Origin of the sequence: Streptomyces sp. P13-3-3, from assembly GCF_050571355.1 — a bacterium.
GTDB lineage: Bacteria > Actinomycetota > Actinomycetes > Streptomycetales > Streptomycetaceae > Streptomyces > Streptomyces althioticus.
The window spans coordinates 4,855,748-4,881,869 of record NZ_CP192228.1 but is presented as its reverse complement, the minus strand read 5'-3'; the positions used below and the strand labels follow the sequence as shown (position 1 = coordinate 4,881,869).

The 26,122-nt window shown below is 68.7% G+C and carries 17 protein-coding genes; 8 read left to right on the top strand and 9 right to left on the bottom strand.

Annotated features, from left to right (window positions below; genetic code table 11):
- Positions 1 to 126 precede the first annotated feature (126 nt).
- Positions 127 to 1,029, bottom strand: coding sequence for a 4-hydroxy-tetrahydrodipicolinate synthase (gene dapA, locus ACQZOG_RS22360; RefSeq protein ID WP_033277443.1), 903 nt, complete (start codon positions 1,027 to 1,029; stop codon positions 127 to 129).
- A gap of 222 nt (positions 1,030 to 1,251) precedes the next feature.
- The gene (gene thyX / locus ACQZOG_RS22355; protein WP_033277442.1) at positions 1,252 to 1,992 is read right to left on the bottom strand and encodes an FAD-dependent thymidylate synthase; all 741 of its coding nucleotides are present in this window, start codon (positions 1,990 to 1,992) and stop codon (positions 1,252 to 1,254) included.
- Between the two features lie 149 nt (positions 1,993 to 2,141).
- On the opposite strand from thyX, the gene ACQZOG_RS22350 reads away from it, so the two are divergent.
- A complete protein-coding gene (locus ACQZOG_RS22350; protein ID WP_033277441.1) occupies positions 2,142 to 2,699 on the top strand; it encodes a hypothetical protein in 558 nt (185 codons plus the stop codon).
- Positions 2,700 to 2,738: 39 nt separating this feature from the next.
- Here the strand turns inward: ACQZOG_RS22350 and ACQZOG_RS22345 are convergent, their stop codons facing one another.
- The 6 genes from ACQZOG_RS22345 to eccD form a co-directional block, all read right to left on the bottom strand.
- Positions 2,739 to 3,182 carry a membrane protein gene (locus ACQZOG_RS22345; protein WP_033277440.1) on the bottom strand — a complete coding sequence of 148 codons (444 nt, stop codon included), beginning with the start codon at positions 3,180 to 3,182 and terminating at the stop codon, positions 2,739 to 2,741.
- A gap of 15 nt (positions 3,183 to 3,197) precedes the next feature.
- Positions 3,198 to 3,950 (bottom strand): 4-hydroxy-tetrahydrodipicolinate reductase, encoded by a 753-nt coding sequence (gene dapB / locus ACQZOG_RS22340; RefSeq protein WP_033277439.1) that lies wholly within the window; start codon positions 3,948 to 3,950, stop codon positions 3,198 to 3,200.
- A gap of 38 nt (positions 3,951 to 3,988) precedes the next feature.
- Positions 3,989 to 5,368: a M16 family metallopeptidase gene (locus tag ACQZOG_RS22335; protein ID WP_387759683.1), complete on the bottom strand. Its 1,380-nt coding sequence runs from the start codon at positions 5,366 to 5,368 to the stop codon at positions 3,989 to 3,991.
- Positions 5,365 to 7,578: a polyribonucleotide nucleotidyltransferase gene (locus ACQZOG_RS22330; protein ID WP_033277437.1), complete on the bottom strand. Its 2,214-nt coding sequence runs from the start codon at positions 7,576 to 7,578 to the stop codon at positions 5,365 to 5,367. Before ACQZOG_RS22330 ends, ACQZOG_RS22335 begins: the two co-directional genes overlap by 4 nt.
- Before the next feature lie 404 nt (positions 7,579 to 7,982).
- Positions 7,983 to 8,270 carry a 30S ribosomal protein S15 gene (gene rpsO, locus ACQZOG_RS22325; RefSeq protein ID WP_033277436.1) on the bottom strand — a complete coding sequence of 96 codons (288 nt, stop codon included), beginning with the start codon at positions 8,268 to 8,270 and terminating at the stop codon, positions 7,983 to 7,985.
- Positions 8,271 to 8,500: 230 nt separating this feature from the next.
- A complete protein-coding gene (gene eccD, locus ACQZOG_RS22320) occupies positions 8,501 to 9,970 on the bottom strand; it encodes a type VII secretion integral membrane protein EccD (RefSeq protein WP_430741750.1) in 1,470 nt (489 codons plus the stop codon).
- A 162-nt stretch (positions 9,971 to 10,132) separates the two neighbouring features.
- On the opposite strand from eccD, the gene eccCa reads away from it, so the two are divergent.
- The 7 genes from eccCa to ACQZOG_RS22285 are packed head-to-tail and all read left to right on the top strand — an operon-like array spanning position 10,133 to position 21,145.
- The gene (eccCa, locus tag ACQZOG_RS22315) at positions 10,133 to 14,095 is read left to right on the top strand and encodes a type VII secretion protein EccCa (RefSeq protein WP_430741749.1); all 3,963 of its coding nucleotides are present in this window, start codon (positions 10,133 to 10,135) and stop codon (positions 14,093 to 14,095) included.
- Between the two features lie 55 nt (positions 14,096 to 14,150).
- Positions 14,151 to 14,666, top strand: a complete 516-nt coding sequence (locus tag ACQZOG_RS22310; RefSeq protein ID WP_193456721.1) for a hypothetical protein — start codon at positions 14,151 to 14,153, stop codon at positions 14,664 to 14,666.
- On the top strand, positions 14,666 to 16,237 hold the full coding sequence (locus ACQZOG_RS22305) for a hypothetical protein (RefSeq protein WP_193456720.1): 1,572 nt from the start codon (positions 14,666 to 14,668) through the stop codon (positions 16,235 to 16,237). The genes ACQZOG_RS22310 and ACQZOG_RS22305 overlap by 1 nt, the downstream gene beginning before the upstream one ends.
- 31 nt (positions 16,238 to 16,268) lie before the next feature.
- Positions 16,269 to 17,672 carry a type VII secretion-associated serine protease mycosin gene (gene mycP, locus ACQZOG_RS22300; protein ID WP_365167289.1) on the top strand — a complete coding sequence of 468 codons (1,404 nt, stop codon included), beginning with the start codon at positions 16,269 to 16,271 and terminating at the stop codon, positions 17,670 to 17,672.
- A gap of 53 nt (positions 17,673 to 17,725) precedes the next feature.
- Positions 17,726 to 18,157 (top strand): hypothetical protein, encoded by a 432-nt coding sequence (locus ACQZOG_RS22295; protein ID WP_163088234.1) that lies wholly within the window; start codon positions 17,726 to 17,728, stop codon positions 18,155 to 18,157.
- A gap of 9 nt (positions 18,158 to 18,166) precedes the next feature.
- Positions 18,167 to 20,494 carry a hypothetical protein gene (locus ACQZOG_RS22290; protein ID WP_193456718.1) on the top strand — a complete coding sequence of 776 codons (2,328 nt, stop codon included), beginning with the start codon at positions 18,167 to 18,169 and terminating at the stop codon, positions 20,492 to 20,494.
- A gap of 3 nt (positions 20,495 to 20,497) precedes the next feature.
- On the top strand, positions 20,498 to 21,145 hold the full coding sequence (locus ACQZOG_RS22285) for a hypothetical protein (protein WP_163088230.1): 648 nt from the start codon (positions 20,498 to 20,500) through the stop codon (positions 21,143 to 21,145).
- 436 nt (positions 21,146 to 21,581) lie between these two features.
- Here the strand turns inward: ACQZOG_RS22285 and ACQZOG_RS22280 are convergent, their stop codons facing one another.
- Entirely contained in the window at positions 21,582 to 26,108 is a 4,527-nt protein-coding gene (locus ACQZOG_RS22280) for a putative T7SS-secreted protein (RefSeq protein WP_430741748.1), read from the bottom strand.
- Positions 26,109 to 26,122: the final 14 nt, after the last annotated feature.

The following is a 26,122-nucleotide window of genomic DNA, read 5'->3' as shown; positions in this document are numbered from 1 at the left end:
TACCGGTGGGGCACGTGGCGCGCATGACGTTCGTGCAGTAGCAGTTGTCGTTGGTGGTGCGGGCACCGGTGGCCCGCGTATTCAGTTGTGGAGTCGATCTGCGCGCCCGGGGCGCGCGAAGTCTGATTACTGGAGTTGTACCCCGCCCGCGGCAAGATCGATCTTGAGCTGCTCGATCTCTTCGGGCGTGCATTCGACCATGGGGGCGCGCAGCGGGCCTGCGGGGAGGCCCTTCAGCGCGAGCGCCGCCTTGGTGGTCATGACGCCCTGGGTGCGGAACATGCCCGTGTAGACGGGGAGCAGCTTCTGGTGGATCTCGGTGGCCTTCTGGACGTCACCGGAGGTGTACGCCTCGACCAGGGCGCGCAGCTCGGGGGTGACGACATGACCGACGACGGAGACGAAGCCGACCGCTCCGATGGAGAGCAGCGGCAGGTTGAGCATGTCGTCGCCGGAGTACCAGGCGAGTCCGGTGCGGGCGATGGCCCAGCCCGCGCGGCCGAGGTCGCCCTTGGCGTCCTTGTTGGCGACGATCCGCGGGTGCTCGGCGAGGCGGACGATCGTCTCCGTGCTGATCGGGACGCCGCTGCGGCCGGGGATGTCGTAGAGCATCACGGGCAGCTCGGCGGCGTCGGCGACGGCCGTGAAGTGCCGGTAGAGGCCTTCCTGCGGGGGCTTGTTGTAGTACGGCGTGACGACCAGCAGGCCGTGGGCTCCGGCGTGCTCCGCCGCGCGGGCCAGCTCCATGCTGTGGTGGGTGTCGTTGGTTCCGACACCGGCCACGACGTGGGCGCGGTCGCCGACCGCCTCCACGATCGCCCGTACGAGATCCGCTTTCTCCGCGTCGCTGGTGGTGGGGGACTCGCCGGTGGTGCCGTTGACGATCAGGCCGTCGTTGCCTGCGTCCACCAGGTGGGTGGCGAGCCGCTGTGCGCCGTCGAGGTCGAGTGCGCCGTCCGCCGTGAAGGGCGTGACCATGGCGGTGAGGACCCGCCCGAAGGGGGTCTGCGGAGTCGAGGTCGGAGCCATGGGTTACACGCTACTCGTTGCTCAGGTCGGGGTCTTCCCTCGGGGGAGGCGACGGAGGGGTGCGAAGGGGGACCCGGCACTGCCTGCTCGGGGGTTCAGGCAGTGCCGGGCCCGTTTGATCAGGCTAGATGAACTTCACGAAATGCCGCAATACGGACACTTCGCGCGGCTGATGCGTACATCTGTGCTCGGCTGCCGCGCCGGGGCACGGCAGGGCGCCCGCTACGGGGCGACGCGCCCGTTGGCGTTGAAGGCGGCGTAGGTCAGCGGCATCAGACGGGCCCACTCGGCCTCCATCTTCTCGCCGACCATCTCGATCTCCCGCTGCGGGAAGGACGGCACCTTCGCCAGCTCGTGCTGGGTGCGCAGGCCGAGGAAGTGCATCAGCGAGCGGGCGTTGCAGGTCGCGTACATCGACGAGTAGAGGCCGACGGGGAGGACCGAGCGGGCAACCTCGCGGGCCACGCCGGCGGCGAGCATCTCCTGGTACGCCTCGTAGGACTGCCGGTACGAGTCCTCCATGGCACGCCCGACGAGCGTCTGCTGCTCCTTGGTGCCCTCGACGAAGACGTACTTGCCGGGGCGGCCCTCCTGGACCAGCTTGCGGTCGGCGTCCGGGACGTAGAAGACCGGCTGGAGCTCCCGGTAGCGGCCCGACTCCTCGTTGTACGACCAGCCGACCCGGTGCCGCATGAACTCGCGGAAGACGAAGATCGGGGCGCTGACAAAGAAGGTCATCGAGTTGTGCTCGAAGGGGCTGCCGTGCCGGTCCCGCATCAGGTAGTTGATCAGTCCCTTGGACCGCTCGGGGTCCTTCTGCAGCTCGTCCAGGGACTGCTCGCCGAGGGTCGAGACGCGGGCGGCGAACAGCACGTCGGCGTCGGACGCGGTGTGCTTCACCAGCTCGACGGTCACATCGCTGCGGAAACTCGGCTTGAGGTCGTCGGCAGGGGTGTCGGTCACGGCGCGGAGGGTCCTTCCATCACTTCTGGGGCGCCGCCCACTCTACGGCGCGGACGGGGGGCCGTCCGGACCCCCGAGGGTGGTGACCGGGGACACAGATCGATAGCCTCACCGGGCACAGCCCCTGCATGGATCGAGTGAGGACCACCGTGCCCCTGCCCTTCCTGACGGCCGACCGCGCCTTCGACACGACGGACGACGTCGCGCTGCCGTACGACGACCGGGACCGCTGGCGGCGTCCCTACCGGCCCGGCCCTTGGCGCGTGGGCGCGGCCGCGGTCCTGCTGCTGCTCGCCTCGTTCGTGCTGTTCTCGTCCGTGATCATCGCGGCGACCGCCACGCCCGCGTCGGCGGCCACCGTGTTCGGGTTCGCGCTGGTCATCGTGGCGGGCGCGCTGCGGCTGCTGCGCATGGGGGTGTGGGTGAGCGCCCGGGGGTGCCGCCACGTGGCCTTCGTCAGCACCCGTACGACGCCCTGGGACCAGATCGCGGCGGTGCGTACGGTGCAGCAGCCGGTGCGCTGGCTGGGGCTGCCGAGGACCGTGCAGGGGCAGGCGCTGGTGATGAACCGGCGGGGCCGCTCGTCCGACGGACCGACGCCGCTGCTGACCTCGCACAACGCGGACTTCCTGGGGCGCGACCCGCTGGCCTTCGACCGCGCGGCCGACACGGTCGAGGCGTGGGCCGACGAGTACGGGCGGGCCTGACGGACGGTGTCGCCCCGCTTCTGACGTCCGCCCGCGCGCTCAGGAGGCGGTCTTGCGGAGGGCGATCGCCCGCTGCATCGCCTTGCGGGCGCGGGGGGTGTCCCGGGCGTCGTGGTAGGCCACGGCGAGCCGGAACCAGCTGCGCCAGTCGTCGGGCGCGTCCTCCGTCTCGGCCTTGCGCAGCGCGAAGACCTCGTCGGCCGACTCGCGGTCGACGCGGCCGCTGGGCAGCCGCCTGAGGTTGTCGACGGGCAGGCCGCCCTCGGCGTCCAGCTCGGCGGCGAGCCGGTTGGCGTCCCGGACGAACTGGGTGTTCTTCCAGAGGAACCACACGCCGATGACCGGCAGGATCAGCACGGCCACCCCGAAGGTGACCGTGAGGAGCGTGCCGGCCTTGATGAGCAGCACGCCGCGGCTGCCGACCAGGACGAAGTAGACGACCAGGACGGCGGCCGTGAGGGCGTAGGAGATCTTCGCGCGCATAGGGGTGGGACCGGCTCAGTTCAGGTCGAGGAAGTGTTCCAGGCCGAAGGTGAGGCCGGGAGTGGTCACCACGCGGCGCACGCCGAGCAGGATGCCCGGCATGAAGCTGCTGTGGTGCAGGGAGTCGTGGCGGACGGTGAGGGTCTCGCCCTCCGCGCCGAGCAGGACCTCCTGGTGGGCGAGGAGGCCGCGCAGCCGGACGGCGTGCACCGGGACGCCGTCGACGTCCGCGCCGCGGGCGCCGTCCAGGGCGGTGGCCGTGGCGTCCGGGGCGGGGGCGCTGCCGGCCTGGCGGCGGGCCTCGGCGATGAGCTGGGCGGTGCGCGTGGCGGTGCCGCTGGGGGCGTCCACCTTGTTGGGGTGGTGCAGCTCCACGACCTCGACGGACTCGAAGTACGGGGCGGCGATCTGGGCGAACTTCATGGTCAGCACGGCGCCGATGGAGAAGTTCGGGGCGATGAGCACGCCCGTCTCCGGGGACTGGTCGAGCCATCCCCCCAGCTGCGCGAGACGGTCGTCGGTCCAGCCGGTGGTGCCGACCACCGCGTGGATGCCGTGGCGTACGCAGAAGTCGAGGTTGCCCATGACCGAGGCGGGGGTGGTCAGCTCGACGGCGACCTGGGCGCCGGTCTCGGCGAGGGTCTCCAGCTTGTCGCCCCGGCCGAGGGCGGCCACCAGTTCCATGTCCTCGGCGGCCTCGACCGCCCGTACCGCCTCGGAGCCGATCCGGCCCTTGGCGCCGAGGACCGCCACGCGCAGCTTGCTCATGTCTGTTGCTTCCTTACCGGGTGTGGTGCCGGGGTGGGTCAGGCGACGGCCTCGTGCAGCCGGGCCGCCTGCTTGTCCTTCAGCGGGCCGATGACCGACAGGGAGGGCCGCCGTCCCAGGATGTCCCGGGCGACCGAGCGCACGTCGTCCGGGGTGACCGAGGCTATCCGGGACAGCATGTCGTCGACCGACATCTGCTCGCCCCAGCACAGCTCGCTCTTGCCGATACGGTTCATCAGCGCGCCGGTGTCCTCCAGGCCGAGGACGGTGGAGCCCTTCAGCTGGCCGACGGCGCGCTCGATCTCGTCGTCGGGCAGCCCGTGCTCGGCGACCTGGTCCAGCTCGTCCCGGCAGATCTTCAGCACGTCGTGCACCTGGGAGGGCCGGCAGCCCGCGTACACCCCGAACAGGCCGCAGTCGGCGAAGCCCGACGTGTACGAGTACACGCTGTAGGCCAGGCCGCGCTTCTCGCGGACCTCCTGGAACAGCCGGGAGGACATGCCGCCTCCGAGGGCGGTGTTCAGCACGCCGAGCGCCCAGCGCCGCTCGTCGGTGCGGGCGAGACCCGGCATGCCGAGCACGATGTGCGCCTGCTCCGTCTTGCGGCCGATCAACTCGACGCGGCCGGCGGTGCGCAGGGCGCGCCGGCCGCCGCGCGGGGCGATCGGCTCGGCGGCGGGGTCCTTGAAGGCACCGGCCTTCTCGAAGGCCGCGCGGACCTGGCGGACGACCTTGTCGTGGTCGACGTTGCCCGCGCAGGCGACCACCAGGTGCGTGGGGTCGTAGTGCTTCCGGTAGAAGCGGCGGATGCGGTCGGCGGTGAGGGCGTTGACCGTGTCGACCGTGCCGAGGACGGGGCGGCCGAGGGGGTTGTCGCCGAACATGGTGTGCGCGAACAGGTCGTGCACGCAGTCGCCCGGGTCGTCCTCGGTCATCGCGATCTCTTCGAGGATGGCGCCGCGCTCGACGTCGACGTCCTCCTCACGGATCACGGAGCCGGTCAGCATGTCGCACACCACGTCGATGGCGAGCGGCAGGTCGGTGTCGAGCACGCGCGCGTAGTAGCACGTGTACTCCTTGGCCGTGAACGCGTTCATCTCGCCGCCGACGGCGTCGATGGCGGCGGAGATGTCCAGCGCGGAGCGGGTGGCCGTGCCCTTGAAGAGCAGGTGCTCCAGGTAGTGGGTGGCGCCGTTGAGGGCCGGGGTCTCGTCGCGGGAGCCGACGTGCGCCCAGATGCCGAAGGTCGCCGAGCGGACCGAGGGCAGGGTCTCGGTGACGATGCGCAGTCCGCCCGGGAGGGTGGTCCTGCGGACCGTGCCGATGCCGTTCTCGCCCTTGATGAGGGTTTGGGTACGGGCGACGGCCCGCGCCTCCGAGGAGGTGCGGGCCGTCGCCTTGGAGCCACGGGACGTCACTTGTCGGCGTCGTCCTTCTTGTCGTCGTCCTCGCCCTCGATCACGGGGATCAGGGAGAGCTTGCCGCGGGAGTCGATCTCGGCGATCTCGACCTGGACCTTGTGGCCCACGCCGAGGACGTCCTCGACGTTCTCCACGCGCTTGCCGCCGGCGAGCTTGCGGATCTGCGAGATGTGCAGCAGACCGTCCTTGCCGGGGAGCAGGGAGACGAACGCGCCGAAGGTCGTGGTCTTGACGACCGTGCCCAGGTAGCGCTCGCCGACCTCGGGCATCGTCGGGTTGGCGATGCCGTTGATCGTGGCGCGGGCGGCCTCGGCGGCCGGACCGTCGGCGGCGCCGATGTAGATCGTGCCGTCGTCCTCGATCGTGATCTCGGCGCCGGTGTCCTCCTGGATCTGGTTGATCATCTTGCCCTTGGGGCCGATGACCTCGCCGATCTTGTCGACCGGGATCTTCACGGTGATGATCCGCGGCGCGTTGGGGGACATCTCGTCCGGCGTGTCGATCGCTTCCATCATCACGTCGAGGATGTGGAGGCGGGCGTCACGGGCCTGCTTGAGCGCGGCGGCCAGGACGGAGGCGGGGATGCCGTCCAGCTTGGTGTCGAGCTGGAGGGCGGTCACGAAGTCCTTGGTGCCGGCGACCTTGAAGTCCATGTCACCGAAGGCGTCCTCCGCACCGAGGATGTCGGTGAGGGCGACGTAGTGCGTCTCGCCGTTGATCTCCTGGGAGATCAGGCCCATGGCGATACCGGCGACGGGGGCCTTCAGCGGCACACCGGCGTTCAGCAGCGACATGGTGGAGGCGCAGACCGAGCCCATGGACGTCGAGCCGTTGGAGCCGAGGGCCTCGGACACCTGACGGATCGCGTAGGGGAACTCCTCGCGCGTCGGCAGCACCGGCACGATGGCGCGCTCGGCGAGGGCGCCGTGGCCGATCTCGCGGCGCTTCGGGGAGCCGACGCGGCCGGTCTCGCCGACGGAGTAGGGCGGGAAGTTGTAGTTGTGCATGTAGCGCTTGCGGGTCACCGGGGAGAGGGTGTCCAGCTGCTGCTCCATGCGCAGCATGTTCAGCGTGGTGACGCCCAGGATCTGGGTCTCACCGCGCTCGAACAGCGCCGAGCCGTGCACGCGCGGGATGGCCTCGACCTCGGCGGCCAGGGTGCGGATGTCGGTGACACCGCGGCCGTCGATGCGCTTCTTCTCCTTGATGACGCGCTCGCGGACCAGGGACTTGGTCAGCGCGCGGTACGCGGCGGAGATCTCCTTCTCGCGGCCCTCGAACTCCGGCAGGAGCTTCTCGGCGGCGAGACCCTTGACGCGGTCCAGCTCGGCCTCGCGCTCCTGCTTGCCGGCGATGGTGAGCGCCTGGGCGAGCTCGGGCTTGACGGCCGCGGTGAGCGCCTCCAGGACGTCGTCCTGGAAGTCGAGGAAGATCGGGAACTCGCCGGTCGGCTTGGCGGCCTTCGCGGCGAGGTCGGCCTGGGCCTTGCAGAGCACCTTGATGAAGGGCTTCGCGGCGTCCAGACCGGCGGCGACGACCTCCTCGGTCGGCGCCTCGGCGCCGCCCTCGACGAGCTTGATCGTCTTCTCGGTGGCCTCGGCCTCGACCATCATGATCGCGACGTCGCCGTCCTCGAGGACGCGGCCCGCGACGACCATGTCGAAGACGGCGTCCTCGAGCTCGGTGTGCGTCGGGAAGGCGACCCACTGGCCGCGGATCAGCGCGACGCGGACGCCGCCGATCGGGCCGGAGAAGGGCAGGCCGGCCAGCTGCGTCGACGCGGACGCGGCGTTGATCGCCACGACGTCGTACAGGTGGTCGGGGTTGAGCGCCATGATCGTGGCGACGACCTGGATCTCGTTGCGCAGGCCCTTCTTGAAGGAGGGGCGCAGCGGGCGGTCGATCAGACGGCAGGTGAGGACGGCGTCCTCGGAGGGACGGCCCTCACGGCGGAAGAACGAGCCGGGGATCTTCCCGGCCGCGTACATCCGCTCCTCGACGTCCACCGTGAGGGGGAAGAAGTCGAGCTGGTCCTTGGGGTTCTTGGAAGCGCTGGTGGCCGACAGCACCATGGTGTCGTCGTCCAGGTAGGCCACGGCGGAGCCGGCGGCCTGACGGGCCAGGCGGCCCGTCTCGAAGCGGATGGTGCGGGTGCCGAAGGAGCCGTTGTCGATGACGGCCTCGGCGTAGTGGGTCTCGTTCTCCACTAGCGTTTTCTCCGTTACTTGTCGTCTTTCGTCCCGCTCGCCCGTGTGGCGAGGGGACGGGGCGGAGAAGCGCTCCACTGGTGCGGGCCGGTCTTCGATCGAAGCACCCGGGGTTGACTCTCCCGGGGGCCACTACCGAGGACCGGCGGCGGCGGGGTGCGCTTCCCCTCGTACGGGGGACGTCGGGTGACGTCCGGGGTGGACGCCGGGACGGCGTCCGGTGTGGACGTCGGGTGACGTCCGGTGTGATGGTCCGTGGGTCGCATACCCGATGCGGCGCGGGTCATCACGCTGAGTCGTAGTTCTTGCGTTGTGCTACCACACTACAAAGGCGCGGTGACACTCCGCACGTACAGCAAAGGGAGCGGCCCCCTTTTCCCGGGAACCGCTCCCTTCACGGCGTCTTACTTGGCGCCCGCCGCACCGCGGCGGATGCCGAGGCGCTCGACCAGCGTACGGAAGCGCTGGATGTCCTTCTTGGCGAGGTACTGCAGCAGCCGGCGGCGCTGACCGACGAGGATCAGCAGGCCACGGCGGGAGTGGTGGTCGTGCTTGTGGGTCTTCAGGTGCTCCGTCAGGTCGGAGATCCGACGGGACAGCAGAGCGACCTGGACCTCGGGGGAGCCGGTGTCACCCTCCTTGGTGCCGAACTCGGAGATGATCTGCTTCTTCACTGCGGCGTCGAGCGACACGCGTACTCCTCGTGATCTGTGAGTGGCCACCGAGTGCCCCCGGTCTGCTTCTCGGGGGGTCTTCCATGACTCGGAAGGCGGGGATCCGCTGGGCGCGGCCTCCAGGGCGGGTGGCTCCGGGGGTGCGTACACATACGGCCGTCGGCCAGAGTACCAGGGCTTCCGCCGCCCTCTGCCCGGGCCTGCCGTCCCGCGCGGGCTGCGAGGGGAACGCCGGGCGCGCCGGCGCCTCAGCCTGTCAGCGACCGGACGGTGGTGAGGACACCCAGCGCGGCCAGGCACAGCGGCACCAACGTGAGCAGGACGGCCGACTCGGTGAGGTCGAGGAAACGGCCCCAGAAGGGGGAGAGGCCCTTGCGGGGGACGACGAGACCGATGGCGGTGATCAGCGCGACGCCGACGGCGACGGCCGCGGACAGCCACAGGGTACGCAGTTCCAGCGCTCCCCTGTCGCCGTGCAGGACGAACTCCGTCATGGCCTCGGCCGGAGGGTTCAGCACCATCCCCACGAGCAGCAGCGCGACGGCGCCGATGCCGGCGACCAGGGCGCAGGCCACCTGGGAGGTGTACCGGAACAGGCGGGCGCGGATCAGCATGGAGAGGCCGGCGGCGAGCGCCAGCAGCTGGGCCCACACGTCGTCCGAGAAGCCGAGGACCGCCGCAGACGCGACGACGACGGCGGACGTGCCGCCCACCAGCCCCAGCAGCATTTCGTGCCCGCGCCGGGCCTGGGCGGCGATGTGCTCGGCGTCGAGGGCCTCGGCGTCCGGCGCCTGCGACGGGTCCGCCTCGAAGTCGTCGTGGAGGGCGGAACGCGGGGCGGCATAGCCGATGGGGAGGCGCGCGAAGCGCACGGACAGACCTGGGAGGAAGGCGACCAGGGCGATCGCGGAGGGGGCGCAGACGGCGGCGGCGGCGGTCGCGGAGGCTCCGGTGACGATCGTGACGAAGGTGGCCAGGGTGCCCACCCCCGCCAGGAAGGTCGCGGCCACGAAGGGGGCGTCCGAGCCGGGCGCGAACGCGAGGAGGGTCACCGACACCACCAGGACCGCCGCGCAGCCCAGCATGAACTGCAGTTTCCCCGGCCCCTGCCCGGCCGGGGCCGCGATGATCCCCGACCCGGCGACGAGCAGCAGGGGCAGGGCACCCAGGCCCAGGGCGACGGCCGAGGCCCGGTCGTCGTAGACCCGCGCGCGGACACCCGCGAAAGCGGCGAGCAGGAGGCCGAGGCCTCCCGCGACGATGCCGGGCAGGCCGTGCATGTCGTGGCGGACCGGATCGGCGAACCACAGGACGAGCGCGAGCAACAGCAGGAGAAGGGTGCCTCCGGTGAGGCCCGCGACGCGCAGCAGGTCGTCGCTCCACAGGTTCCGGTCGCGGACGACCGCGGAGGCGACCGCGTCCGACACGTCGTCATGCACGGCGGGCGGCAGCGAGTGGGCGAACGGCCGCAGGCTGAGGACCTCTCCGTCGAGAACCTGTTCGTCGGAGAGCGTGCGGGCTCCTTCCAGCACCCTGCCGTCGCGCCGTACCAGGTGATATCCCGTCGGAGTGCCGACCTGCTGGGCCTGCCCCGTCAGACGAAGGATCTCCGGGTAGACGTCGGCGACGGGGATGTCCACCGGGAGCGCCACGTCGATACGGCTGTCGGGGGCCACCACCGTGACTCTGCAGAAACCCGTCGCCGTGGTCGTACTCACCTTCACTGACCCCCTGCTTCGCGGATGCGTACGCTGCGGGGCGCAACCCTACCGACAAGTCCTGTCGGGGGTGACACGTAGGATCCCCGGTGTGGAGGACGACCGTCACCACGGGGGTGCCGGCGTGCAACCGATCGTCCACACAGGGGGATTGAGGCCTCGGTGAGCCAGATCGTCGTCAAGCGCCCACCGCGCACCCTGCCGCCCGAGGTGTCCTCGGACGAGCTTCAACTGGAAGCTCCTCCCGAGTTGCCGCGCGGGCAGCAGGAGGGCGTCCTCATGCAGGTGCTGCCCACGCTCGGCATGGGCTCGTCGGTGGTGTTCTACTTCGCCTCTCCCAACGCACACCCGTTCATGCGGATCATGGGCGTGGTCATGCTGGTGTCGACGGCCGCGATGGTCGTCGCCCAGATCGTGCGGTACCGCAGGGGTACGCAGGGGCAAATGGCCGACGTGCGCCGCGACTACCTCCGGTATCTCGCACAGACCCGCCGCAAGGTGCGCGGGACGGCCCGCCGCCAGCGGGACGCGCAGCTGTACCTGCATCCCGCGCCCGAGCAGCTTTGGGCAGTGGTCGCCGAGGGCAGCCGGGTGTGGGAACGCCGCGTCGGCGACGCCGACTTCGGGCAGGTGCGGGTGGGTCTGGGGCCGCAGCAGCTGGCCACCCCGCTGGTCGCCCCGCACACGGCGCCGGTGGACGAGCTGGAGCCGCTGTGCGCCGGCGCCATGCAGCGCTTCCTGTCCGTGCACGGTCAGTTGGACGGTCTGCCGGTCGCCGTCTCGCTGCGCGCCTTCTACCACGTGACGGTCTCCGGAGAACCGGACAGCGCCCACGCCGCAGCGCGCGCACTGGTCGCGCAGGCCGCCACACTCCACTCCCCCGACGACCTGGTGGTCGCCGTGGTGACCGCTCCGGGAGCCGTGGGCCGCTGGGACTGGACCAAGTGGCTGCCGCACTGCCAGGTGGCGGGGTCGTTCGACGGAGCCGGCACGCGCCGCCTGTTCGGGGACGACCTCGGCGAGCTGGAGCACCTGCTGGCGAACCGGCTGGAAGGCCGCCCGCGGTTCAGCCGTGACGGGCAGCCGCTCCTCGACCAGCCGCACATCCTCGTCGTCCTCGATGGCGGCATGGTTCCGCCGACCTCCGCGTTCGCGGCCGCCGAGGGCATCCAGGGGGTGACCATCGTCGAGGTCGTGAGCGGTGAGCTGGACCAGCTCCGCGGGGACCTCTCGGTGGTCGTGCGTCCGGAGCGGCTGTTCCTCGACTCCGGGGCCGGGGTCGCCTACGAGGGCGAGCCCGACAGTCTGTCGCTGCCCGCAGCCGAGGCGCTCGCTCGGCAGCTCGCTCCGCTGCGGCTGGGCAGCGGCAACGACGACGAACCGCTGCTCGCCAACCTTGACTTCACCGAACTGCTCGGGCTGGGGGACGCGGCGGCGGTGGACGTCGCGCGGACCTGGAGGCCGCGGTCGACGCCGGAGCGCCTGCGGGTGCCGATCGGCGTCGGCGAGGACGGCCGACCGGTGATGCTGGACCTGAAGGAGGCCGCGCAGGACGGCATGGGTCCGCACGGTCTGTGTGTGGGGGCGACCGGCTCCGGCAAGTCCGAACTGCTGCGCACGCTGGTGCTGGGCCTGGCGGTCACGCACTCCTCCGAGACGTTGAACTTCGTCCTGGCGGACTTCAAGGGCGGCGCGACGTTCGCGGGAATGTCCCGCATGCCGCATGTCGCCGCCGTGATCACCAACCTCGCCGACGACCTGACGCTCGTCGACCGCATGGGCGACGCGATCCGTGGCGAGCTCCAGCGGCGCCAGGAGCTTCTGCGCGCGGCGGGCAACTACGCCAACATCCATGACTACGAGAAGGCACGCGCCGCCGGTGCTCCGCTGGAGCCGCTCGCCTCGCTCGTACTCGTGATCGACGAGTTCAGCGAACTCCTGACTGCCAAGCCCGACTTCATCGACATGTTCATCCAGATCGGACGCATCGGCCGTTCGCTGGGCGTGCACCTGCTGCTCGCCTCGCAGCGGCTGGAGGAGGGCCGACTGCGCGGACTGGACACCTACCTGTCCTACCGCATCGGTCTGCGGACGTTCTCGGCCGCCGAGTCGCGCGCGGCCCTCGGTGTGCCGGACGCCTACCACCTCCCTTCCGTGCCCGGCTCGGGTTACCTGAAGTTCGGCACGGAGGAGATGGTGCGCTTCAAGGCGGCGTACGTCTCCGGCGTGTACCGCACGGCGGGCCCGGAAGCCGGTCTCAGCCACGCGCCCGTCGAGCGGCGGCCCGCGCTGTTCACCGCGGCCCCCGTGCCGGTGGTGTACGCGGCACCGGACCCGGACCGGGCACGCACCCCCGAGCCGCGGCAGGAGGACGACGCCCTGGCCGACACCGTGCTGGACGTGGTCGTGCAGCGACTGGAGGGGCAGGGCGTCCCCGCGCACCAGGTGTGGCTGCCGCCGCTGGACCGGGCGTCGGCGCTGGACGAACTGCTGCCCGCCCTCACCGTCTCCGCAGAGCGCGGGCTCCACTCCGCGGAGTACCCCGCACCGGGCGGCCTGACGGTCCCGCTCGGCCTGGTCGACAAGCCCTTCGAGCAGAAGCGGGAGGTCCTCTACCAGGACTTCTCCGCCGCCGCGGGCCACATGTTGGTGGTCGGCGGCCCGCAGTCGGGCAAGTCGACCCTGCTGCGGACCCTGATCGCGTCCTTCGCGCTCACCCACACGCCGTACGAAGTGCAGTTCTACGGGCTCGACTTCGGCGGTGGCGGCCTGACGGCGGTGGCCGACCTGCCGCACGTGGGCGGGGTCGCCTCGCGGCTCGACCCGGAGCGCGTGCGGCGTACGGTCGCGGAGGTCGCCGGCATCCTCAACCGCCGCGAGCAGTTCTTCCGCGCCCACGGCATAGACTCGATCACCACGTACCGCCGGCGCCGCGCGGCGGGCGACCTGCCCGGAGAGGCGTGGGGGGACGTCTTCCTCGTCATCGACGGCTGGGGCAACTTCCGCAACGACTACGAGGGCCTCGAGGGCGTCGTCAACGACATCGCCGCCCGGGGCCTGGGCTACGGCGTCCACGTGGTCCTCTCCGCCTCGCGCTACATGGAGGTACGCGCGGTACTCAAGGACCAGATCCTCGGACGCCTGGAACTGCGCCTCGGCGACGCGATGGACTCCGAATTCGACCGCAAGGTCGCCATGAACGTGCCGACCGGGGTCCCGGGCCGTGGTCAAGTTCCCGCCAAACTGCACTTCATGACGGCGTTGCCCCGGATCGACTCGTCCTCCGACGCGGACGACCTGGCCGACGCCACGGCCCACCTGGTTCAGACGGTCAAGGAGAACTGGCACGGTCCGGCAGCCCCGACCGTGCGCCTGCTCCCCCGCAAGCTGCCCGCCGACCAGTTGCCCAAGGGCTTCGAGTTTCCTCAGCACGGCATCGCGATCGGCATCGACGAGGCCAATCTGGAGCCGGTGTTCGTCGACTTCGACACCGACCCCTTCTTCCTCGTCTTCGGCGAGAGTGAGTCCGGCAAGACCAACCTGCTGCGTCTGATCACCAAGCAGATCGCGGAACGCTACACGCCCGCCGAGGCGCGGATCGTGGTCGGCGACTACCGGCGCACGATGCTGGAAGCGGTGCCGGAGAGCCACCTGCTCGAGTACGCCCCCATGGCGTCCGCGATGCAGGTGCACATGGACGCCGTGCGCCAGTTCATGGAGAAGCGGGCCCCCAAGCCGGACATTACTCCGCAGCAGTTGCGCGACCGCAGCTGGTGGAGCGGCCCGCAGCTGTTCGTCGTCGTCGACGACCACGAACTCGTCGCGACCAGCTCCGGAAACCCGCTGGGCCAGCTGGTGGAGCACCTGCCCTTCGCGCGTGACGTGGGCGTGAAGTTCATCATCGCGCGCAGCGCGGCCGGGGCCTCCCGGGCGATGTACGAGTCGTTCATGCAACGCCTGAAGGAACTGGGCGCCCAGGGTGTGATCCTTTCGGGTGATCCCAGCGAGGGCGACATCCTCGGCAACGTGCGGGCCCGGCCCATGCCGCCGGGGCGTGGCGTGTTCGTCTCGCGCAAGCGCGGTACGCCACTGATTCAGGTGGGCTTGCTTCCGCAACGGCATTAGGGTGATCGACCGAGCACAGACAGGAACGTTCGAGAGGAACGGGGAGGCAGGCCAGGTGAGTTCGAACGGGGGCGGCGGCACCGGCGGTGCCCCGGACACGGGGAAGGCGTTCGACACTCTGTCCAACGTCAATCCCGCGATGGCGCTGGACATCCAGCACAGCGCCATGGCGGGCTTCAAGAAGCGCGTCGACGACCTGCTGCGCGAGCTGGACGAATCGGAGGCCGCTCCGACGAAGGTCGGCAAGGACCGCGTCGAGCGGTCGCAGCTGGGCTCCGCGGAGTTCAAGGAAGCACAGTTCCTCTACGACTCGTACGCCATCGTCCACGACGAGCTGGAGAAACTCTCCAAGGCCCTGGGCGCGCAGATCGAGGGCATGGGACTCGCGGTACAGGCGTCCCGGGTGGGTTACGAGAACCTGGACGCCGACATCAAGGCGCGGATGAAGGCAGTCAACGCCGAGGTGGAGAAGTACTACGCGGCAGAGCGCGATCCGTACGCCGAGCGGTCGGCGTCCACGCGGGACACACCCGCGTCCGTCTCCGAGTCCGAGGAAGGGGTGGGCTTCTGATGGGCGAGCAGGCGCGCCGCAGGACACCGCAGCCGGCCCGCACCGACTTCGAGTCCATGACCCACGAGCAGTTGGTGGCTCTCCTGGACTCGGCCAGCCCGGAAGGCGCTGCGCAACTCGCGACGAAGCTGTTGAAGGCCTCGTCGACGATCACCAAGATCGGCGACGATCTCATGACGTACGTCAAGGGACTCGAGTGGCGGGGCGAGGGCGGTGATGCCTTCCGCGACTGGGGCGGGCAGAGCGCGGCCGCGACGCTGCGCCTGGGCCAGTACGCGGAAGTCGCCTCCCGCTGGCTGTCCACGGTGGCCCAAGCGGTCGCCGAGGCCAAGGCGGCCATCCCCGCCACATCCGAGACGACGCAGGCCAGGGCCGACCTCGCGAAGGCCCGGAAGACGCTCGCGGCGACGCAGGACCCGGGCGCCCGCAACGACCCCGACGCACGGAAGCTGGCACAGACCGCCCAGTCCGACGCCGCGGCCGCGCAGCAGCGGATGGAGGCGGCGCGGGCGGAGGCGATCCAGCAGTTGCGGAAGCTGGCGCAGACGTACGAGTACTCGGCGTACCAGGTGAACAGCGTGGAACCGCCTACGTTTTCGCCGCCGGCTCAGCATCTGGATGCGGCGGAGTGGCGGAGGCCGGACCAGCAGCATGTGGTCGGGTCGGGAGCCTCGATGGCGCACGCGTCCACCAGCAGCTCCGTCAAGGGTGAGGGATACACGGGATCGACTGCCCCAACGCCGTCGGCCTCGTACGCGACCGCCTTCGGGGACAATGCGGCACCCGCCAGGGAACCGGTCCGGCCACGCCCCGTCGCCATGGAGATCGACGGCGTGACCGCGCTGCCCGAAACTCGTACGTCCACGCCGGTGTCGACGACGACTCCCCCGCCCGCCGCAGGCCCGCGGCCCGATGCCGGGCCGGTTCCGCAGCCACTGGGCACACCGCCTGCCCCCCTGGGCCGTGGGGGCTCGCCTGGCCCGCTCGGACCGCAGCAGATTGCGCCGACCCCACGTCCGCCCTTGCTCCCCGGGCAGGCGGCACCGGGGGGAGGGCGGCTCCCAGGAGCGGGTGACAGCGGGATCGTCGGGGGGCGCCCGGTGCAGCCCGGTGCGGGTAAGGCGACCACAGGCCTTCCACGAGGGACCGTGATCGGCGCAGATACGGGCTACGGGCGTGCGACGCAGGGGCACTCTGCCATGGGTCGCGCTGTGCCCACCGGGGTTCCGTCAGCCGGCGGCACCGCAGGCGGACCCGCGGGCACGGGCGGGGGACGACGCCTCGCCTCAGAAGCCGGCGGGGTGATCGGCAACCGCCCCGCCCAGCCGGGTCGCTCCGGTCCACGCCCGTTCACTCCGGGTGGTGTCGGCCTGGTGCGGCAGGTGAACGCAGGCGACTCCGGACACGGTCCGACGGCCGGCCGTGCGGGAACGGTTACTCCCTCCGCCGCTCGGTCCACCACGCGGCGACACGAGGGGCAGGACGGAAGTCAGCGTCCGGATTACCTGACAGAAGAGGAAGAGACCTGGGCTCGCAATGACCGTCGTGCGGTACCTCCCGTCGTCGACTGAGCCCTTGACACAACGGCACTCAGGAAGGCAGATGCACAACAGCAGCACGCGATCACGGCGCCCCTTGTCAGCTGCGTCGGCTGCTCTCGGCCTGCTGCTGGTGGGCATCGCCGCGATACCCGCCCACGCCGAGACGGCACGTCAGATGCAATGGCACCTGGACGCCATGCACGCCGAGGAGATGTGGAAGACCAGTACGGGTGAAGGCGTCACCGTCGCCGTCATCGACTCCGGCGTCGACGACACTCACCCGGATCTAAAGGGCCAGGTCCTCTCGGGCAAGGACTTTTCCGAGCTACGCGGGGACGAACACACCGACATCGCCGACCACGGAACGTCCACCGCGGCACTGATCGCTGCAACCGGGGCCCAAGGCCCTGTGCACGGCTCTTACGGCCTGGCGCCAGGAGCCAAGATCCTTCCGATTCGGATGCGCTACGCCACTGAGCAGTTCGGCCAGGTCGACGGCAAGGCGGAGTACTCGCGCACCCTGACCAAGGCAATCCGCTACGCGGCAGACAGCGATGCCCGAATCATCAACATCTCCATGGGCAGTTCCAATGCGCCAGGCAGAAAGAATGTAGGGACTCCTGAGCTCGCTGCGGCAGTCCGGTACGCCATCGATCAGGGAAAACTGATCTTCGCCGCTGCCGGCAACACAGGTGACACCACCAACTTCCCGGAGTATCCGGCAGCGACACCGGGCGTCGTCGGCGTTGGTGCCGCGGACAAGAACGCCAGAGTCCTCGACAATTCCCAGCGAGGCCCTGAGGTCGACCTCACCGCTCCCGGTGGCGACATCGTCAACGCCTGCGCGACCGGCACGAAGCTCTGCAAAGGAAGCGGCACGAGCTCTGCCGCGGCCCTTGCCTCGGCCTCAGCCGCCCTCATCTGGTCCCAGCACCCCGACTGGACCAATCACCAGGTACTACGGGTCATGCTGAACACGGCGGGGAAGCCCAAGAGCGGGGACGAGCGCACGGACGCCGTCGGTTACGGCATGGTCCGGCCCCGCATCGCGCTGAAGAATCCGGGCGACCCGGGCCCCGCCGACGAATACCCCCTGCCCGACCTGGCAGCGGCTGCCTCGGCGCCTCCATCGACGGAGAAACCGTCATCCACGGACGCGGACGACGGCACGGCAGCTACCGAGAAGGCGGAGCCCTCGGCCGCTGCTGCGGATGACTCGGACGACAGCGGTATCCCGTGGGTGGCGCTGGGTGTGGCGGCCGCAGCACTCCTCGCGGCGGCGGTCGCCGTTGTCCTCGTCAGAGCCCGTCGTCGGCGCTCGGCCGCCGCACCGGCGGCTCCGCCCTTCCCGCCCTCTGCCTACCCTTACCCGCCGCAGCAGCCGCCCCCGCCCTACGGGCCGCCGCCGGAACACACAAACCCGCCGCCGCCCACGGCTGGGCCCGACCGAAGCCGGCATCTTTGAGGCCTGCCACACCGCCACCGATCTTTCATCAGGGACAGCACGAGGGAACCGACGTGTCATTCGACGAGATGTGGGGCCAAGCCCGCAGCGACGCACTCGCGCGGCAGCAGAGCAGCATGCAGTTGAACCAGTTGCCCGGCTCCGGTGGCGGCGGCTCCGGTGGCAGCGATTACACAGTGACGTCCCCTGACTTGAAGGCCGTGGGCAACGAGGCGCAGGAGCTGTACCACGTATTCGAGAAGGACGCGTTCCACGCCGGGGCCAACACCGGTACCGCCTCGACCAGCCTGACCGAGGACAACTTCGCAACGGGTACGGCCTTGTGGAGCGCGTGGGACACCTGGCGTTCTCAGGCGGAGGCACTGCTCAGCGCCTGCGCACACATTCACAACCACCTCGAGGACACGGTGTCGACACATGCGAAGCATGAAGAGGTCCTGGTGACCAACCTGTCGGTCGAGAAGATCAACAAGCACTTCAAGTAGGGCTGCGTCGTGCCGGAATTCAGTGATCTCCTGAACGCCCGACTGGGCAGTCTCAAGGATGCCGTCGACGACTGGACCGAGACGGTCAAAAAGCTCGAGAAGCTCGAGGAACAGGCCGGCAAAGGCCTGTTGAAGAAAGCCGAGAAGGCGGATTGGAAGGGCGAGAACGCCGGCGTCACGCTGCCCTTCGTGAAGAAGACCGCCAAGGAGTTCGGGGATGCGGCGAAGGAAGCGCAGAGCATCCGGAACATTCTTCGCGATGCACACACCGAGTTCAAAGCGGCCAAGGCTCAGCTGGTCAAAGCCGTCGAGGACGCGCCCAAGAAGGGCATCCGGGTCGACTCGAGCGGTGTCGTCAGCTATCAGATCCACCCCGACCGTCGCGCCAAGGACTACGACGGACCGGAGCCGGAGGAAGCCGACTTCGATCAGGTTCGCGCCGAGATCCAGCAAGCGCTGAAGCGAGCGAACGAGGCCGACGAGGTCGCGTCCCGCGCCCTGCGCACACTGGTGGGCAAGGACAAGCACAACTTCTCCGGCACCGAGTACGACTCCCTGAAACAAGCGGGCAGGACACAGGACGCACAGGACGCGCGGGCCGCCGCCAAGATCGTCGCCAAGGGCGACGACGCATCCCTCGAGGAGATCGCCCGCCTGAACCAGTACTTCGAGAACAACAGGGGCGACCGGTACTTCGCCGAGCGCTTCGCTCTCGAGGTCGGCGTCAAGGGCAACCTCGAGTACTGGGTCGACATGGGCGACCCGAGCGACGGCTCCCGGCTGGGCGTGGACCACCCCAAGGAGATCAAGGAACTCCAGAAGAACTGGAGCCTGACGCTGGCCGCGGCAACGCACTCGAACAGTCCTGCCATGGATCAGTGGAAAGCTGACGTGATCAAAGCCGGCGATGACGTGGTACGCAGCCGCGGCACCACCGCGTACGGCTTTCAGGTCATGAGCAACTTGATGCGCTACGGGACGTACGAGACCAAGTTCCTCGCCGAGTACGGCGGCGCCGCAGTCGGGATGGAGAACAAACTGACCGGCAACGGTTCACTCAAAGCTAGCCAGGTATGGAACGCGGGGCTGACACCTCCGCCACGCCTGAACTGGGACGGCAAAGATCTTGGCCGTGACCCCATGGTCGGGTTCATGGAGGCGCTGGGACACAACGCCAAGGCCTCCACGGAGTTCTTCAACAGCACCATTGACCTGACTCCCGACGATCAAAACGACAAAAGGACGACGGACGCCTTCAAGTACTTCACCCAGGAGCGCGACTGGCCTCAGGACGCTTACAAGGACGGCTTCGGGAACAAGTACGGATACGACAGTCTCGGCCATGCCCTGGAAGCAGCCGCCACGGGGCATTCGTACGACGCTCCGACAGACGGACAAAAGGACGCGCGCACGGCGGAGAACGCCGAGGTCATGCAGAAGATTGTTTCCTTTTATGGGAGCGATCCTAAACATATGCATGAGCAAGGGATCGCAGACAGCCTTGCCGTGGTCGGCACTGCCTACATTGACGAGTTCAACAGGTCTTTGGAGCAAGAGAACCATGCTTCGGAGCAAGGGATGGCCAACTCACCCTTCGGGCCCGCCAAGGGTGATGACTCGCGGTTCGGCGACGAGTACAACACCAAGCTGTTGTTCACCCGTGAGGGCGCTGCCAACTTCATGAGCATCGTGGCGCAGAGCGAGGAAGGGCATTCCCAGCTGTCAGCAGCACAGTCTCTGTACACCACGAGCGTCATGGACGCTCGTGGTCCGGAACCCGGTCACGGAAAGATCGAGAATACCGATCTCACGGACGTCAAGACAGCACTCCGTATCGGTAGTGAAGCGCACGGCATCCTGGACAACTCGCGTTTGGGGCAGATCGACAAGGACTTCGAGAAGGACTCGGAGGAGTACAACAAGGAGGTCGCGCGAACGACGGAGTGGATCAAATTCGGCACTGGCGTAGCCATTGGAAGTGGCGTGGCAGCGATCACTGGAGGATTTGCCCCCGCAGCCGTCGCTGCACCGCTCGCAGCCGAGTACGCAGGGAGCGCAGTCGAGACCTTCTTGGGCACTGTTTTCGACGACCTCTCCGAGAAGCATGCCAAGGAGGGGACCGACCTCCTCAAAGAAAAGTCCGACGACCTGCGCGACGAGGCTCTCCTCATGGGCAAAGCTCATGCGCTGGCTCCCGCACAGGCCTACGCAAATGCTCCCGGCTGGAGCGAAGAAAATCAGAACTACATCCTCGAAGAACTCACGGAGAGCGTCAAGAATTCGCGTCTCCATTCCACCGAAGACCCGCTCCCTGACCCGTACGAGGCAGACGACTGAACTATGAGACAGCGCCAGATATTCCTCATCCCGGCGATGATCCTCGCGGTTGCATTGAGCGGCTGCACTGATGATGACGGCAAGGAGGAGCCTCAGGGAGAAAGTAGCGCAACCGTTTGTGGAGCGTTCGCCGAACGTCCTGACGTCGCGTCAGCGCTGCAGGAAGTCACCGGCACGGACAGTTTTACGGACAATCGATCGAAGCCTGGCGAGACACTGCAGTCTCTGCGGAGTGCTGACGGGAAAATCGAAGGCGAAGAGATCCTTGGATCACCGTACTGCAGACTCCAGTCGACGGACGATGGAAAGGAGGTGCTCGCCATCAACTTCCGGGAGGCTGTCGCGGTGAACAAGTCCGACGCCGACGACGAGCAAATCTTTACCTTCTACAAGACTGGCGAGTCGGCATACGCTTCAGAGCACACTGCCGCCCTCTACTTCCGTTGCCGCATGAGTACCCCCGCGAAGGAGATCCTCATCCACGCCGACCTTGAACGCTTCCGGAAGGTGGAAGCCTCGGACATACGGCTGTCACGCGCCAACATCCTCGTCCTGAACGCCGCCGCGCGGGAAGTGGCGAGCGAACTGGGTTGTAGTTCCCCTGAACTCGTCTCGGAAGCGCCCCGCCCCGTTTCCGGACTCCATGCGTGAACCGGACACGACGAGCACGGCAAGCGCCGTTTCCGGGCCTCAACTGTCCATAACCGGCGGTAGCGGGTCTGATGGTGACGTCCTGCGCTGCGGGCGAAAAGCAGGCTCGACAGCGTCTGCATGTGCTGCGGCGTCGGCGCGAGGGGCGAAACGTCAGTGCGCCACGACGATCACACCTCGTGCCAAGGCACTCACACCTTCGCCGGAGAAATCAACTTTTGCATTGTGAGGAGGATCAACGAAATTTACCGTTTCGCCGTAGCGGATGATACGCGTGAGCGTAATAGGCATATTTTCACCGGAGGAGTCTGGCGCGGAGTTTACGGTGAAGCGATGTCCCGTACGAGCGATCCCACCTACACAGCGAACGACACAAGTGGCGCGAGTAGGCCCTCGATCTTCTACGGAGTAGATCTGCAACTTCCCGCGCACATTGTCATTTTCCATATTTGTACGCCTCCGACAGGAATTGCGCGATTTGCTCCGACGTGAGCTTCGGGATGTCCCACTCCAAGGCGTCGCTCATGCCCTCGTACGTCCTTACTTGCGGTACATGGATCCCCATTCCTTTAAGGATGTCATGTGCAACGTCCGACGGCAGATGAATACTTGCTCGTCGAGCCAACTCTGACGCCGGCAGGCCTACCGCGACCTCGGCTTCGGCTCGGATGTAGCCTGACTCCAGGGGTACACCGTCCAGTGCGCTCCAGGGGATCACTTGCACCACGGCTTCTCCGTACTGCTCGGAATGCCTGGCGAAGGCCGTGGCAACACCTGGGTCGGTGGAAGTTGGGGTGTATCCAGACTCTTGAGTGCCACTGCTGGCGTCGAAGCCTCGGGTGGTGCCGCGGAAGAGGTGCTCTTCGTTGGGGCACCCGTCGGGTGCCAGACCCAGTGAGTCGCTCCATGTGAACGGGTTAGCCACGTAAGCGCTGACGTTGAAGGCCGGCGCCAGACCGAGTGGGTCCGCCGTGAAGTATCGCGCTGTTTCCGGATCGTAGTGGCGGAAGTAGTTGTAGTGGAGGCCTGTTTCCGTGTCGTGGTACTGGCCGGGGAAGCGGAGGGGGGTGTAGGCCGTGCTGGAGGTCGGCCAGGTGGTGGTGCCCCAGAGGGTGCTGCGGGTGCGCCAGGCTATGCCGCCCTGCTCGTCGACGAGTTCGGTAGGGGTGCCGACCAGGTCCGTGACGATGGCGAAGAAACGGGAGTCGATCTCGTGCTGGGGGGCGTCCGCGGCGGTGATGCGTTCCGACTGGGTGATCGGGTGCAGGCCCCGGTGGTTCCAGGTCAGCGTGACCGGGTTGGGGAGGGACGCGGATCTCGTCGTCTGTTCGCAGAGGGTGGTGCCGTCCCAGGTGAAGAGGATCTCTTCCGTGACCGTTTCCCCGTCCGCTGCAAGCCGGCGTTTGGCCGTTCTGCGTCCCAGGGGGTCGTAGGCGTAGCTCCAGCGGGTGCCGTCCGGGGTGATGACCGAGGTCAGGCGGTCCTCCGCGTCCCAGGCGTAGTGCCACGTGTCCGGCTTGCGGGACAGGCGTGACTTCTGGCGGAGGGTGGTGCGGCCCAGGGCGTCGTGTTCGTATCGGACGCGTCCGGCTCGGGTGATGCGGGTGCCCGTGTAATCGCGGGAGCCGGTCGCCTCGCCGCCCGGATGGGACGTCGGCCAGGACGCGGACGTCTGGTTGCCAGCTTCGTCGTAGGCGTAGCGCTCCGTCCAGTTCGCGGCCTGCACCGCCGTCACACGGCCCGTCGGGTCCAGTTCGAAGCGGCGCGAGCCGGCCAGCTGGTCCTCAATGGCGGTCAGGTTGCCGTCGGCACGGTAGGAATAGGCGCGGTGCTGCACGGAGCGGCCGGCTGGGCCAGTCACCGACTGTGTGGTCAGGCGCCCCAGGGCGTCGTACGCCTGGTCCAGAGTGAGCACTTCACCTATGCGGCGCGTCACTTCCCGTCCTGCCGGGTCGTACGCGAGGTCGATGGTGCGTCCCGAGGCCGTCATGCCGACGCTGCGGCCCGTCGTGTCGTAGGTCCATGTGGTGGTCACGCCCGAAGGGGTCGTGCGGGCCGTGCGGCGGCCGAAGTCGTCGTAGGTGTAGGTGAGAACGCGGCCATCGACCGTCTCGGAGAGGACGCGACCGTGGATGTCCCGGTCGATCGTCACCGTCGTGCCGTCGGGCCCGACGGCTTCGATCAGCTGGCCGGTCGTGTCGTACGCGTAAGTGGTGACACCGTCGGGTGTGCGCTTGGCTGTCGCCCGGCCCAGCGCGTCGCGCTCGTAGGAGAGTGTCTGGCCCAGCACGTCTCTACGGGAGGCCAGGCGCCCTGCTCCGTCGTAGGTGTAGGTGAGGGTGCGGCCGTCGAAGTCGGTCTCCGTGGCCAGGCGGCCCGCGGGGTCATAGGTGTAGTTCCAGGTCAGCCCCTGAGGGTTGGTGACCTGGGTGAGGTTCAGCTCCGTGTCGTGCTCGAATTCGTAGCGCACGCCGTCGGGACCCGTGCGCGCCGTCAGCAGATCGAAGTGCCTGTATGCGAAGTGTGTGGTGCCGCCGAGTCGGTCGGTGTGGGTGGTGCAGTTGCCCTCGCCGTCGTAGGTCCAGGACTCGGTGCCGCCATCGGCCGTGGTGCGACGGGCCAGGCGGCCTTCCACCGTCCACTCGAGGCGCGTCACCGCGCCCGTGGGCTCCGTGATCGCGACAGGCCGGCCGAAGGGGTCACGGTCGTAGGACGTCGTCGCGCCGAGCGGGTCCACGACACGTACGGGCAGTCCCGCGTCGTCGCAGTGGACCGTCGTCGTGTTGCCCAGAGGGTCGACGACGCCCGTCAGGCGGCCCTGCTCGTCGCGGGTGAAGCGGGTGGTGTGGCCCGTCGGCGCCGTGGTGGATGACCTGTTGCCGCGGAGGTCGTACGCCTGGTGGGTGGTGGTGCCGTTGGAGTGCCGGACCGTCGTGGGGAGGTGAAGGTCGTTGTAGTCGGCCTGCGACTCGCTGCCGTCGGGGTGGGTGACCGAGGTGAGGTTGCCGGCCTCGTCGTAGGTGTAGCGCGTGGTGTGACCCAACGGGTCCGTTCGGGTCAGCAGGCGGTTGTAGCGGTCCCGCTCGAAGCGGGTCACCGCACCCACCGGGTCGCTCTCTGCCACGACCTGGCACAGGTCGTTGACGAAGTACCGGTAGACGTGTCCGGTGCCCGTCGTGGCGGTGGTGGTGCGCAGGCCCGTCTCGGGGTCCCGGTCGGAGTACGCGATGCGCAGGCTCATGTGGCCTTCGGTGCCGCCCTCGGCGATGCAGCGGTCGCGGTCGTCGTACTCGTAGGTGTAGCCGCGGTCGTTGGTGTCGGTCCAGGAGGTGATGCGTCCCGCTTCGTCGTAGGTGAAGCGCAGGGGCACGCCCGAGGAGTTCACCACCTCGGTGAGGTCGCCCGCCGGGGAGTAGCCGTAACGGATCAGCTCCTGGTCGCCCCCGTCGGGAGCGGCACCAGCCAGGTGGAGGGCGGTGATCCTGTGGTCCTCCGTGCTGACACGGATCCGGTAGCCGCCACTGTGCGTAACGGCTGTGGGGGTGCCGTCGGCGTCGTGTTCGAGCGTGATCCGGTTGCCGTTGCGGTCGTCTATCTGTTCCAGAAGCGCGTGGGCGTCGGTGTGCCGGGCGAAGTGCCAGGTGCGGCCCGCAGCGGGGTCGATGATCGAGTAGCCCTCGGGCTCGGAGCGCAGTTCCCAGCGTGGTCCTTCCGTGGGAAGGCTCGTACCACCCTCCCCCGGATGTGGGTACGCCAGGATCAGACCGTCCTCGTGGACGAAGACGATGCGCTCGGGCTCGATCTCGAGCCGCTGGTCCACGGTCGACGACCATGAGGGGCCGAACCAGCGGCCGGCACGGTAGCCGGACTCGGCGCGCCGCTTGAACAGGAGGGGCAGCGTCGCGGGAAGGGCCACGTCGGTCTGCGGCATGTACATCTTGCCGGTGGCCAGATCCACCGGGTCGGTGGGGTTGTGCTGCGTGGCGTGGCCGTCGCTGTGGGTGCCGGGGTCGCTGCCGTCCACGTGGGAGCCGGCCGTGCCCAGGCCCGTCGGACTGCCGAGGGCGTTACGGCCGTCCATGTGACGCGCCAGACTGCCCGCGCCCTTGAAGGCCGCTCCCCCGGCGAGGCTGGGCGCCATGTACCCGAGCATGCGGGCCGGGTCCTTCTGGAACTCGTCCCAGGTGTTGGAGGCGCCCTGGTAGACGTCCTTCGAGAAGCCGATCGGGTCCCTGACCGCGTTGACGCCGCCGTCGATGACCATCGCCGCGTCGTGCAGGTAGGCCTTCGGCTCGGTCAGCAGCCGGCCCGGGTTGACCGCCAGGCCGAACTCGACGAGGTCGTTCCAGCCCTCCTTCGCACCTTCGGTGGCGCGCTGCCAGCCGCTCGGCCGTTTCGGGGCCTTCTCGGCGGCTTTGTCGAGGCTTCGCCTGGCGGTGGTCGCTGCCTGCGCGACCTCCTCCTGCGCACCGTTGATCATCTCGACGAGCTCGGCCATCGCCGTTCTGCCGGGGTCCGTCTCGGGAGGCCGGGTCGGAAGGCTCGTCTCCCCGGCCTTGACCGCCGTGTTGTAGTCGTCCACGGCCTTGGCGTACTGACGCGAGAGGTCGCGGGCGAGCGGGGCCTCGTGGTCGAGGATCCGCTGGGTCAGTCGCTGGGCCCCGTCGAGCACCTCGCGGTAGGCGAGCACGGCGACGCCCGCCTCGACGAAGGCGTTCATCGCTCCGTCGAGGTCCTTGGGCAGTTTCTTGACCGTCTTGCGGAACTCCTCCGCGGCCTCGCCCTGCCAGGGATCGGTGTTGAGCTTGCGCAGTTGTTCCGCGCCCTCGCCGAAGTGGGCCGCCGCACCGCCGAGCTTCTTGACCAGCCGGTCGAGTTCGGCGGGCTTGCCCGGAACCCAGTCCTGGACGGTGTCGTCGGGGCCGATCCATATGCGGCGGAAGAGGAACCGTTTCTCCGACATGCTGGGTGTTCCTG